This window comes from Kitasatospora sp. NPDC096140 (assembly GCF_040303045.1).
Lineage (GTDB): Bacteria > Actinomycetota > Actinomycetes > Streptomycetales > Streptomycetaceae > Kitasatospora.
In genome coordinates, this window is the sequence record NZ_JBEOUW010000036.1 from 12,376 (window position 1) to 24,765 (window position 12,390).

At 74.3% G+C, this 12,390-nt stretch carries 9 protein-coding genes and 2 pseudogenes; 9 read left to right on the forward strand and 2 right to left on the reverse strand.

All coding sequences use genetic code 11. From position 1 onward, the window contains the following. Positions 1-197: 197 nt before the first annotated feature. The 9 genes and pseudogenes from ABT048_RS30335 to ABT048_RS30375 form a co-directional block, all read left to right on the forward strand. Positions 198-1,808: pseudogene (locus ABT048_RS30335) on the forward strand (AMP-binding protein); the annotation flags it as partial. 93 nt (positions 1,809-1,901) lie between these two features. Next, positions 1,902-2,225: pseudogene (locus tag ABT048_RS30340) on the forward strand (acyl-CoA thioesterase); the annotation flags it as partial. Next, positions 2,222-4,600, forward strand: coding sequence for an oxidoreductase (locus tag ABT048_RS30345; RefSeq protein ID WP_350524738.1), 2,379 nt, complete (start codon positions 2,222-2,224; stop codon positions 4,598-4,600). The pseudogene ABT048_RS30340 and the gene ABT048_RS30345, both read left to right, overlap by 4 nt. A gap of 9 nt (positions 4,601-4,609) precedes the next feature. Then, positions 4,610-5,584 (forward strand): carbon-nitrogen hydrolase family protein, encoded by a 975-nt coding sequence (locus tag ABT048_RS30350; RefSeq protein ID WP_350524739.1) that lies wholly within the window; start codon positions 4,610-4,612, stop codon positions 5,582-5,584. Next, on the forward strand, positions 5,581-6,780 hold the full coding sequence (locus ABT048_RS30355) for a cupin domain-containing protein (RefSeq protein ID WP_350524740.1): 1,200 nt from the start codon (positions 5,581-5,583) through the stop codon (positions 6,778-6,780). Before ABT048_RS30350 ends, ABT048_RS30355 begins: the two co-directional genes overlap by 4 nt. A 17-nt stretch (positions 6,781-6,797) precedes the next feature. Next, positions 6,798-7,691, forward strand: a complete 894-nt coding sequence (locus ABT048_RS30360) for a fumarylacetoacetate hydrolase family protein (RefSeq protein WP_350524741.1) — start codon at positions 6,798-6,800, stop codon at positions 7,689-7,691. 47 nt (positions 7,692-7,738) lie between these two features. After that, the gene (locus tag ABT048_RS30365) at positions 7,739-8,497 is read left to right on the forward strand and encodes a maleate cis-trans isomerase family protein (protein ID WP_350524742.1); all 759 of its coding nucleotides are present in this window, start codon (positions 7,739-7,741) and stop codon (positions 8,495-8,497) included. 93 nt (positions 8,498-8,590) lie between these two features. Next, a complete protein-coding gene (locus tag ABT048_RS30370; RefSeq protein WP_350524743.1) occupies positions 8,591-9,520 on the forward strand; it encodes a PaaX family transcriptional regulator in 930 nt (309 codons plus the stop codon). Further along, positions 9,517-11,136, forward strand: a complete 1,620-nt coding sequence (locus tag ABT048_RS30375) for an amidohydrolase (RefSeq protein WP_350524744.1) — start codon at positions 9,517-9,519, stop codon at positions 11,134-11,136. The genes ABT048_RS30370 and ABT048_RS30375 overlap by 4 nt, the downstream gene beginning before the upstream one ends. 7 nt (positions 11,137-11,143) lie before the next feature. Here ABT048_RS30375 and ABT048_RS30380 read toward each other — a convergent pair whose 3' ends face one another. Continuing rightward, a complete protein-coding gene (locus ABT048_RS30380; protein WP_350524745.1) occupies positions 11,144-11,662 on the reverse strand; it encodes a universal stress protein in 519 nt (172 codons plus the stop codon). Between the two features lie 105 nt (positions 11,663-11,767). Beyond that, positions 11,768-12,385, reverse strand: a complete 618-nt coding sequence (locus ABT048_RS30385; protein ID WP_350524746.1) for a hypothetical protein — start codon at positions 12,383-12,385, stop codon at positions 11,768-11,770. Between the last annotated feature and the right edge of the window lie 5 nt (positions 12,386-12,390).

Here is a 12,390-nt window from a genome sequence, read left to right on the forward strand (position 1 = left end):
GCCCACCCCTGCCTGCACCCGGGGCGCACCCGCCCGTCCGTCCCGGGGCCCACTCGACCGTCCGCCCGGGGCCTGCACCGCCGCCGGGGACGGGGTGGATCGGGGCCGTCGCCCGAATGCATGTATCGCTCTCTTGACTGGCGTCACCGACGCGCCATACTGGCCTCACTCCCGCTCGCACGACGAGGTGCCCGCCCATGGAGCTCTCCCCCTCAGCGCACGTGGACACATACTGCCGAGACCACCTCCCGCCCTTCGAGCAGTGGCCCGAACTCCTCTTCGAACTACCGGAGTTGGCCTACCCCGACCGCCTGAACTGCGCCACCGCCCTGCTCGACGACACCATCGACCGCCTCGGACCCGAACGCCGCTGCCTGCTCACCCCCACCGAGCAGTGGTCCTACGGCGAACTGCGCGACCGCGCCGACCGGATCGCCCGCCTGCTGACCGAGGACCTCGGCCTCGCCACCGGCAACCGGGTGCTACTACGCGGCCCCAACACCCCCTGGCTCGCGGCCTGTTGGCTCGGCGTACTGAAGGCCGGCGGGGTGGTCGTCACCACCATGCCGCTGCTGCGCGCCACCGAGCTCACCGAGCTCACCGGCATCGCCAAGCCCGTGCTCGCCCTCTGCGACCACCGCTTCCTCGCCGAACTGCGGCAGGCACGGACCCCTGGCCTGCGGATCCTCGCCTACGGCGGCAGCGATCCGCAGGACCTCACCGCCCGCTGCGCCGCCAAGCCGCCCGGCTTCACCGCCGTCCCGACCGCCGCCGACGACGTCGCCCTGATCGCCTTCACCTCCGGCACCACCGGCCGCCCCAAGGCCACCCTGCACTTCCACCGCGACGTGCTCGCCAACGCCGACACCTTCTCCCGCCACCTGCTGCGCCCCACCCCCGACGACCTCTTCGCCGGCACCCCGCCGCTCGGCTTCACCTTCGGCCTCGGCGGCCTGCTGGTCTTCCCGCTGCGGGCCGGCGCCGCCAGCCTGCTGCTGGAGCAGGCCACGCCCGAGCAGCTGGCCGAGCAGGTCCGGCAGCACCGGGTCAGCGTGCTGTTCACCGCGCCGACCGCCTACCGGGCGATCCTGGCCGCCGGGCTGGCCGACCGGCTGGCCGGGGTGCGGCGCTGCGTCTCGGCGGGCGAACCGCTGCCCGCCGCGGTCTGGCAGGCCTTCCACGCGGCCACCGGGCAGCGGCTGATCGACGGCATCGGTGCCACCGAGCTGCTGCACGTGTTCATCTCGGCCGCCGACGAGGCCGTCCGCCCCGGTTCCACCGGCCTGCCCGTCCCCGGCTACCGCGCCGCCATACTGGACGACCAGGGCCGCCCGGTACCGGACGGCGAACCCGGGCTGCTCGCCGTCAAGGGCCCGACCGGCTGCCGCTACCTGGACGACGAGCGCCAGCTGAGCTACGTCCGGGACGGCTGGAACCTCACCGGCGACACCTACGTCCGCGACCGGGACGGCTACTTCTGGTACCAGGCCCGCAACGACGACATGATCGTCTCGGCCGGCTACAACATCGCCGGCCCCGAGGTCGAACAGGCGCTCGCCACCCACCCCGACGTGGCCGACTGCGCGGTGGTCGGCACACCGGACGAGCGGCGCGGCAGCGTCGTCACGGCGTACGTGGTGCTGCGCCCGGGTATCCCGGCCGGGCCGGACACGGTGCGCGACCTCCAGGAGCACGTCAAGCGCACCATCGCCCCCTACAAGTACCCGCGGACGGTCGAGTTCGTCACCGAGCTGCCGCGCACCGCGACCGGCAAGCTGCACCGCGCCGAACTGCGGCGGCGGGCCTCGCGCACCCCGGCCAGCGTCGCCATCGAGCGCCGGGTCGAGTGGTCCGACACCGACGCGGCCGGGCACTACCACTTCTCCGCCGTGCAGCGCTGGGCCGAGGCGGCGGAGGCCGCGCTGCTGCGCCGCCTCGGCCTGGCGGAACTGTTCGGACGGATCCCCCGGGTGCACTTCGAGGCCGACTACCGCGAGCGGCTCTGGTTCGGGGACCTGGTGCGCACCGAACTGCGGGTCGTCCGGGTCGGCGGCTCCTCGCTGCACTACGCCTTCGAGGTGCACGGCCCGCAGGGCCTGGCCGCGAGCGGGCGGATGTCGGTGGTGCACGCCGCACCGCACACCGAGGGCGCCGAGCCGTGGCCCGCGCCGGTGCGCCGGGCGCTGACCGAGGCCGGTCCGCAGCAGCCGGAGGTGGTCGCATGAGCGGCACCCCGCACCCGGCGCCCGCCGGCGCCCGCCGCATCGCGGTGATCGGCGCCGGGCCCGGCGGGCTGTACTTCGCCGCCCTGGCCAAGCAGCTGGCGCCCGACCGGGAGATCACCGTCTTCGAACGGGACGGCCGGGAGGACGAGTTCGGCTTCGGCGTGGTCTTCTCCGACGAGACCCTGGACGGCATCGCCCGGGCCGACCCGCGGGTGTTCGCCGCGATCAGCGCCGAGTTCGCCCGCTGGAGCGACATCGACATCCGCTACGCCGGCGAGGTCCGCACCAGCGGCGGGCACGGCTTCGCCGCCCTGGACCGCAACCGGCTGCGCGCCGTCCTGCAGCAGCGCTGCGCCGAGCTGGCGGTGGACGTCCGCTACCGCACGCCGGCGCCACCCGTCGAAGAACTCGCGGCCGAGTACGACCTGGTGGTGGCGGCCGACGGCATCCACTCCGGCACCCGGGCGGCGTACCCGCAGGCCTTCCGCCCCGAACTCGACGAACGGCACTGCCGCTACATCTGGCTCGCCACCGACAAGGTGTTCGAGGCCTTCACCTTCATCGTCGAGCGCCACGACTTCGGCGTGCTGCAGGTGCACGCCTACCCGTACAGCGCCACCCGCTCCACCTTCATCGTCGAGATCGCCGAGGAAGCCTGGCGCCGCGCCGGTTTCGAGGCCCTCGCCGCACGGGAGTTCGCGCGCGGCGAGAGCGACGAGCGGAGCGTGCGGCGCTGCGCGGAGCTGCTCGCCGACCACCTCGACGGCCACCGGCTGATCCCCAACGCCTCCCGCTGGATCCGCTTCACCACGGTGCGGAACACGAGGTGGCGCCACCGCAACGTGGTGCTGCTCGGCGACGCCGCGCACTCCGCGCACTTCTCGATCGGCTCGGGCACCAAGCTGGCCCTGGAGGACGCCCTCGCCCTGGCCGCGGCGCTCAGCGAACAGCCCACCCCGGAGGAGGCGTCGGCCGCCTACGAGGCCGAGCGGCGCCCGGTGGTGGAATCCACCCAGCGCGCCGCGCAGGCCAGCCTGGAGTGGTTCGAGACCGTCGAGCGGCGCGCCGGGCAGGACGCCGACCGGTTCGCCTTCAACCTGCTCACCCGCAGCCGCCGGGTCACCTACGGCAACCTCCGGGCCCGCGACCCCGCCTTCGTGGACGCCGTGGACACCGCCTTCGGTGGCTCGCCCGGGGTGCCGCCGATGTTCCGGCCGCTGAAGCTCGGCGCGCTGGAGCTGCACAACCGCGTCGTGGTCCCGCCGCTCGCGACCTTCACCTCCCCGGACGCGCTGCCCAGCGCCTTCGACCGGGCCCAGCTGACCGGGCACGCGCTCGGCGGCGCGGGGCTGGTCCTCGCCGGGATGACCGCGGTGGCTCCCGAGGGCCGGGCCACCGACCGCTGCCCGGGCCTGTGGAGCGACCGCCAGGAGGCCGCCTGGCGCGAACTCGTCGAGGCCGTGCGGGCGGTGAGCGACACCCCGCTCGGCATCCAGCTGACCCACGCCGGCCGGCGGGGCGCCACCGCCGTGCCCGGGCCGGACGGCATCGGGCGCCCGCTCGCCGAGGGCTGGCCGCTGCTGTCCGCCTCGCCGATCCCCTGGGACGCCGACAGCCAGGTGCCGCACGAGGCCAACGAGGTCCACCTGGCCGCCGTCACGGCGGACTTCGCCGCGGCCGCCGAGCGAGCGGCACGCGCCGGTTTCGACGTGCTGGAGCTGCAGTTCGGCCACGGGCACCTGGTCTCCTCCTTCCTGTCCCCGCTCACCAACCACCGCACCGACCACTACGGCGGCCCGCTCGCCGGGCGGCTCCGGCTGCCGCTGGAGGTGCTCGGCGCCGTGCGCGCCGCCTGGCCGGCCGGCCGACCGCTGCTGGTCCGGATCTCGGCGAGCGACTGGGCGCCCGGCGGCACCACCGAGGCCGAGGCCGCGGCGATCTGCCGCGCGCTGGCCGAGGCCGGGGCGGACGCGCTGGACGTCTCCACCGGCGAGGTCGTGGCGCACCAGCGCCCGCCGTACGGGCGTGGCTACCAGACGCCGTTCGCCGAGCTGGTCCGCGCCGCCACCGGCCTGCCGACCATCGCGGTCGGCGCGATCTCCGGGCCCGACGACGCCGACTCCGTCCTGCTGGCCGGGCGGGCCGATCTGATCGCGGTCGGCCGGGCCCAGCTGTACGACCCGCTCTGGACGCTGCACGCCGCCGCGGACCAGGGCTACACCGGGCCGGGCGCCCGCTGGCCCGAGCCCTGGCGGGCGGGCAGCCGCAAGCCGCCCGGCCCGGGCGCCGACCGGGTCGCCCCGCGGCTGCACCTGCTGCGCGAGCCGCCCGCCCCCGTCCACCGCCGTTGGCGGCCGACCCCGCCCGAGGAGTGAGGAGGACCCGTGCTCCGTCTGCCCCGCTTCACCGCCGCCGCCGTCCAGGCCGCCCCCGTCTACCTGGACCCGGCCGCCACCGTCGACAAGGCCGTCGCACTGATCCAGGAGGCGGCCGGCCGCGGCGCCGAACTGGTGGTGTTCCCCGAGGTCTTCGTGGCCGGCTACCCGTACTGGAACTGGACGATGACCCCGGTGCAGGGCTCGCCCTGGTACGAGCGCCTGTACCGCGCCGCCGTGGACGTCCCCGGCCCGTACGTCGACACCCTGCGCGCCGCTGCCCGACAGGCCGGCGTGGTGCTGGTGATCGGCGTCAACGAGCGCGGCCGGCACAGCCTCGGCGTGCTGTACAACACCCTGCTGATCATCGACTCGGACGGCGAACTGCTCAGCGTCCACCGCAAGTTGGTGCCGACCTGGGCCGAGAAGCTGACCTGGACCCAGGGCGACGGCAGCACCCTGAAGGTGCACCGCACCGCCGTCGGCCCGCTCGGCGCGCTCGCCTGCGGCGAGAACACCAACACCCTGGCCCGCTTCACCCTGCTGGCCCAGGGCGAACTCGTCCACGCCGCCAGCTACATCGCCCTGCCGGTCGGCCCCGAGGACTACGACATGGCGGAGGCGATCGCGGTGCGCGCCGCGGCGCACTGCTTCGAGGGCAAGCTGTTCACCGTGGTCTCCTGCTCCACCATCTCGCCCGAGATCGTGGACCTGATCGCCGGCGAGGACCAGCAGGTCCGCAAGCAGCTCGCCCGCCCGCGCAGCGCGCTGTCCGGGATCTTCGGCCCCGACGGGCGCGCCGTCACCGAACCGCTGGTCGACGAGGAGGGCATCGTCCACGCCGAGATCGACCTCGGCCGCTGCATCCAGCCCAAGCAGATGCACGACATCGTCGGCCACTACAACCGCTTCGACGTCTTCCGGCTGCACGTGAACGACCGACCGCTGCGGCCCCTGGTGTTCCCCGAGGAGGAGGAGTCATGACCGGTCAGGACGATCGTGCCCGCGGCACCGGCCGCGAGGACGGCGACGACCTCGGCACCACCCTTGGCAATGACCTCGACAATGACCTCGGCGACGACCGGATCGGCCGGGCCCGCGTCACCGACAGCCCGGAACTCCTCGCCTACTACGAGGAGTTGGCCAAGCACGAGGCCGGTGCGCTGTGGACGGTGGCCAACGAGATCGAGCCCTGGTACCCGCAGCCGAAGTCCGTCCCGGCGCTCTGGCGCTACGCGGACCTGCGCCCACTGGTCCACAAGGCGCTCCCGTTGGTCAAGGCCGACGACGCCGGCCGCCGGGTGGTAATGCTGGTGAACCCCGGACGCCGCGAACTGAGCGCCGCCGTGGGCCTGTTGTACACCGGCCTGCAGATCATGGGCCCCGGCGAGGCGATGACCGCGCACCGCCACCAGGCCTCCGCACTGCGCTTCGTCCACGAGGGCACCGGCGCCTGGACGATCGTGGACGGCCAGAAGCTCAAGGTCGGCCCGCGCGACTTCGCGATCACCCCCAACAACACCTGGCACGAGCACGGCAACGAGTCCGACGACGCCCCGGTGATCTGGCAGGACGGCCTGGACATCCCGCTGGTCAACACCCTCGACGCCAACTTCTACGAGGTCCACCCGGAGCTGTACCAGCGCCCCGGCCCGGTGGTGAACTCCTCGCTGCTCAGCCACGGCGGCAACCTGCTGCCGTACGGCGTCGAGAAGTGGACCCGGCCGTACTCGCCGCTGCTCGGCTGGCCCTGGGAGCCCAGCTACCACGCGCTGTGCCAACTCGCCCGCGCCGCCGAGGGATCGCCGTACGACGGCGTCATCATGGAGTACACCAACCCCGCCACCGGCGGCCCGGTGATGCCGACCATGGCCGCCCACCTGCAGCTGCTGCGCCCGGGCCAGGCCACCCGCGCCCACCGCCACACCGGCTCGGTCGTCTACACGGCCGCCAAGGGGCGCGGCGTCTCGGTGATCGCCGGGCAGCGCTTCGCGTGGCAGCAGGGGGACGTCTTCGTCGTCCCGTCCTGGGCCTGGCACGAACACGCGAACCTCGACCAGGGCGAGGACGCCTGCCTGTTCTCCTTCAACGACTTCCCGGTGATGCACTCGCTCGGCCTGTACCGCGAGGAGGCCTACCCGGAGCACGACGGGCACCAGCCCACCACGACCCCCGCCTGACCAGGAGACCCGCCACCATGCACCTGTTGACCTACCTCGCGGACGGCGACGACACCCCGCGCCTCGGCGCGCTGCTCGCCGGGGAGCGGGTCGCCGACCTCACCGCCCTCGCCGGCGCCGCCGGGGAACGACTGCCGGACGGCCTCCTCGGGTTGATCCGCGCCGGGGAGCCGGCGCTCGCCACCGCACGCCGGCTGGTCGCCGGGTCGCCGGACACCCGGCCGCTCGCCGGGGTGTCGCTGCGGGCACCGCTGCGCCCCGGCAAGATCGTCGGGGTCGGCCTCAACTACGTGGAGCACGTGGCCGAGTCCCACCGCACCCTGGACACCGACCGCGAACTGCCCGACCGCCCGGTGCTGTTCGGCAAGCCGTCGACCGCCGTCACCGGGCCCGGCCAGCCGATCCGGCACAACGCGAACCTCACCAAGCAGCTCGACTGGGAGTGCGAACTCGCCGTGGTGATCGGCGAACCCGCCTTCCAGGTCGACGAACGGGACGCCCTGCGGCACGTGTTCGGCTACAGCATCGTCAACGACGTCAGCGCCCGCGACCAACGCCGCTCCGGCCAGTGGTTCTTCTCCAAGGGCCAGGACAGCTACGCGCCCTTCGGCCCGGTCGTGGTGACCGCCGACGAGATCCCCGACCCGCAGCGGCTCGACCTCTCGCTGAGGGTCAACGGCGAGCTGCGGCAGGACTCCAACACCCGCCACATGCTGTTCGGCATCGCCCGGCTGATCGCCGACATCTCCTCCGGCGTCACCCTGGAACCGGGCGACGTGATCGCCACCGGCTCCCCGTCGGGCGTCGGCGCCGGCATGGTCCCGCCGCAGTTCCTGCAGCCCGGCGACCTGGTCGAGGCGACCATCGAGCGGATCGGCACGCTCGCCAACCCCGTGATCGACGCCCGCTGAGCCCGCGCCCCCGCACCGCTCCGTCGCCCGAAAGGACCCTTCCCGCGATGTCGACGTACCGGATCGGCCAGATCGTCCCGAGCTCCAACGTCACCATGGAGACCGAGGTCCCCGCCCTGCTGCGGGCTCGCGAGGCGGTCGCCCCCGAACGGTTCACCTTCCACTCCAGCCGGATGCGGATGACCAGGGTCACCCCCGAGCAACTGCGCGCCATGGACGGCGAGTCCGACCGCTGCGCCGCCGAGCTCTCGGACGCCCGGGTGGACGTGATCGGCTACGCCTGCCTGGTCGCCGTGATGGCCACCGGCCCCGGCTACCACCGCGAGGCCGAACGGCGACTGCACCGGCGCACCGTGGAGAACGGCGCGCCGGCGCCCGTGGTCACCAGCGCCGGGGCCCTGGTCGCCGGGCTGCGGACGCTCGGCGCGGCGAAGGTCGCGATGGTCACCCCGTACCTGCGGCCGCTGGCCCGGACGGTGGTCGACTACCTCGCCGAGGAGGGCATCGAGGTGCTCGACCACGCCGCCCTGGAGATCGCCGACAACCTCGACGTGGCCGCCCACGACCCGGCCCGGCTGCCCGCGATCGCCCGCGGCCTCGCACACTCCGGGGCGGACGCCGTGGTGCTCTCCGCATGCGTGCAGATGCCCTCGCTGTCCGCCGTCGAGGAGGCCGAGCAGCAGCTGGGCAAGCCGGTGGTGTCGGCCGCGATCTGCACCGCCCACCAACTGCTCCGCGCCCTCGGCCTGCCCGCCTTCGCCCCGGGGGCCGGGCAGTTGCTCTCCGGCGCCTACGCGGAGGTCTGAACCGGCGGGGACCGACGCTATGATCACCACCGGTCACCGGGTCGCCACCCGGTGGCCCGGTCACCGCCGATCGCCGGGGAGGAGCGCCCACGCATGTCGGAGACCACGCCCCGGCCGAGTTCCCTGATCCACACCGTCTACGGCGAGTTCGTCCGCCGCCTCGGCGGCTGGATATCCATCGCCGACCTGATCGCGCTGATGGCCGAGCTGGACGTCGACGGCCCGGCGGTCCGCTCGGCGATGTCCCGGCTGAAGAAGGCCGGCACCCTTCACCAGGAACGCCGCGCGGGCACCGGCTACCGGCTCGCCCCCGCGATGGAGCCGGTGTTCGAGGAGGGCGACCGCCGGATCTTCCACAGCCTGGAACCCGCCGAGCTCGCCGACGGGTGGGTGGTGGCGGTCTTCTCAGTGCCCGAGTCCGAGCGCGCCCACCGCCACCAACTGCGCTCCCGGCTGAGCTGGCTCGGCTTCGGCAACGCCGCCCCCGGCGTCTGGCTGGCCCCCGCCCGGCTGCTGCCGGACGCCCGCCGCCTGCTGGAGCGCCTCGGGCTGAGCGCCTACGTCCACCTCTTCCTGTCCGCCGAGTACGCCGGCTTCGCCGATCTCCGGACGGCGGTGGCGGGTTGGTGGGACCTCCCGGCGATCGAGGCGCAGTACGCGGCCTTCACCGACGCCTGGCGCCCGGTGGCCGAGGACCTGCGCGAGCCGGGCCCGCCGCGGGCGGCGGGAGCAGACGGCCCGCCGATGACACCGGACACGGACGGCCCGCCCAGGGCAGCGGGAGCAGGCGACCGGCCCCGGATCGACCCGGCCGAGGCGTTCCGCGCCTACGTCCCGATGCTCACCCAGTGGCGCCGCCTGCCCTACCTCGACCCCGGGCTGCCCGCCCCACTGCTGCCCGCCGACTGGAACGCCGTCCCGGCCCGGGCGGTCTTCGCCGAGTTGCACGGACTGCTCGCCGAGCCCAGCCTGCGGTACGTCGAGAAGGTCACCGGTCTGTCCCACCCCCAGGAGCCGTCATGACCCCCCAGCCCCCCGCCGATCTGCTGATCCGTGCCGCCGCCGTGCACACCCTCGTCCCCGGCGAGCCGCCGCGGCGCGCGATCGCCGTGACCGACGGACGGATCACCGCGCTCTCCCCCGCCCCCGACGGCCTGGACGCCCTGATCGGGCCGGCCACCGAGGTCGTGGACGCCCCGGGCTCGACCGTGCTGCCCGCCTTCGACGACACCCACACCCATCTGATCCTGGCCGCCCAGAGCGTCCACGGGGTGCCCGTGCACCGGGCCCGTGACCTGGCCGGATTCCTCGACCTGATCCGCGAGCGCGCCGCCCGCACCCCTGCCGGGCAGTGGATCCACACCACGGTGAACTGGCAGGAGGTGCTGCTGGCGGAGCAACGGATGCCCACCACCGGCGAGTTGGACGGCGCCACCGCCGAGCACCCGGTGCTGGTGCGCCGCGGCGCCTACAACATGGTGCTCAACTCGGCGGCGCTGCGGCTGGCCGGGATCACCGAGGCCACCGAGGCCCCGCCCGGCGGCGTGATCGAGCGCGACGAGCAGGGGCGGCTCACCGGTCGGCTGATCAACCGGGCGATCGAGCTGGTCGAGCCGGTGCTGCCGAGCCCCACCCTCGCCGAGCGGATCGACGGCCTGCGCGCGGCCTCCGCGGACTACGCCGCCACCGGGATCGGCACCGTCCGCGACTGCCTCGTCCCGGTCGAGGACCTCGACGTGCTGGACGCGGCCCGGGCCGAGGGCGCCCTCGCCGTCCGGATGCGGGCGCTGGTCTCCGGCTTCGCCGCCCGGACGCCCGAGCAGGTCGACGCCCTGCTGGAGCGGATGGACGCCTGGCGCGCGGACGGCCGTGACGACGACCGACTCCGGCTCTGGGGCGTCAAGTTCGGCATCGACGGCGGCTTCGAGGCGGGCGCGATGGAGGAGCCGTACCAGGGGCAGCCCTGCTACCACGGCCGGCTGCTCTGGGAACCGGACGAGCTGCTCGCGGCGGTGGACCGGGTGGTCGAGCGCGGTTGGCGGGTCGGCGTGCACGCCTGGGGCGACCGCGGTCTGCGCGTCCTGCTGGACGTCTTCGAGCGGGTGCTCAAGCGCCACCCCGGCCTGCCGCCCGGCACGCTGGTGGTCGAGCACGGCGGCCTGGCCCGCCCCGACCAGCGGGCCAGGGCGATCGCGCTCGGCATTCCGGTGACCGTCCAGCACCCGCTGCTGCACGACGGCGCGCTCACCCAGCAGCGGGCCTGGGGCGAGGAGCGCACGGCCGCGCTCTTCCCGCTGCGCGAGTGGCTGGACGAGGGCGCGCTGCTCACCGGCGGCTCGGACTTCCCGGTCGGCCCGTACGGCGCGATGGTCTCGGTGTGGGGCATGACGACCCGGGGCACCACGGCCGGGATCGTCGGCCCGGAGCACGCGATCGACCGGTCCGAGGCGGTCGCGCTGCACACCGTGAACGCCGCCCGGCTGACCGGCGAGAGCGCCGTGCGCGGCAGCCTGCGACCGGGGGCGTTCGCCGACCTCACGGTGTGGCCGCTCGACCCGCTGGACTGCCCGGTGGAGGCGCTGCGCGACCTGCGGCCGACCCGTACGGTGGTCAACGGCCTTTCGGTTCACCTGTCCTGACTGTTCGTCAGGCAGCGACCAGCTCCCGCAGGTCGATGCCGCGGTGCAGCGCACGCAGGTCCTCGTGCAGGGTGGACGGCGGGACGACGAGCACGCCGCAGCGCGCCTGCTCCAGGCAGTGGCGGGCGACCGAGCGCCCGGTCATACGGCGCAGCCGGGCCCGCAGGCCGTCCTGCTCGCCGGTGCTGATCACCAGGAGGTCGCCCGGGCGGTCGGCCAGCTCGGTCAGCACCGCTCCGGCCTCGCCGCGCACGACCAGCGGGCGCACCGGCACCCCGATCGGGAGCCCGCCGAAGGCCTGTTCCAGCACGGCCGCCATCCGGGCGTCGGCGAGGTCCTGCCAGGCGCGCAGCAGCGGCGGGCACGGCCGCGCGCGGTAGTTGCGCTCGCCGCCGACCGGCGTCCAGGCGAGCACCGGGACCAGCACGGCCTGCCGGATCCGGGCCTCCTCCGCCGCTCGGTGCAGGGCGGTCAGGCTGTGCAGCGAGCCGTTGACTCCGACGATGACGCGGGCGCCGTCCGACATGATCCTTCACTTTCCGATGTCAAGCCTCAACAGTGTCTGCGATTATGCTGCCATGCTTTCGGGCTCGCCTGCAAATCGAAGGCATTAACTGAATGTCGCCTTGCATCATTCGGAAGGATCGGCAAACTCCGCGGGCCCGCCGTCCTCCCGCCGGACCTCCTGGAGCAGCCCCCAGGTGAAGTCCGCCGTCCACGCCCGCACCCGCCCGCCGGCGTCCGGAGCCTCGAAGTCCAGGCGGAACCTGGTCGGCGCACTCCCCTCCCGCGGTACGGCCGTCGGGAACGCTGCTCCGACGTCCCCCACCACACAGCCCCACGGCACCAGGTCGGCCACCGTACGCAGCTCGGGCGCCGGGACGCCGGGCGCCCGCACCAGCCACTCGTTCAGCACCGGGGAGCCGATCTCCGCCGGCCCGAGCAGGACCTCGAAGCGCAGCTCCGGCCAGAGCGGCAGCGTCCACTGCCGCGCGGTGCACGCAAGGTCCCCGATCCGGCGCGGCACGCTCGCCTCCGCCGGCCCGAGCACGGCGGCGTGGCGGGCCGCGCCGCGCGGGAACCGGGGCGCCCGGACCATCGCCTGCCACCGCTTGTTCGCCTCCCGCATCGAGGCCCGGTCGGCGCCCAGCCGCCGCACCGCGTCCTCGACCGAGCCCGGCCGGAAGTCCGCCATCCGGCGCAGCAGGACCAGCTGGAACTCGGTCACCCCGAAGCCGTTGATCGCCATACCCG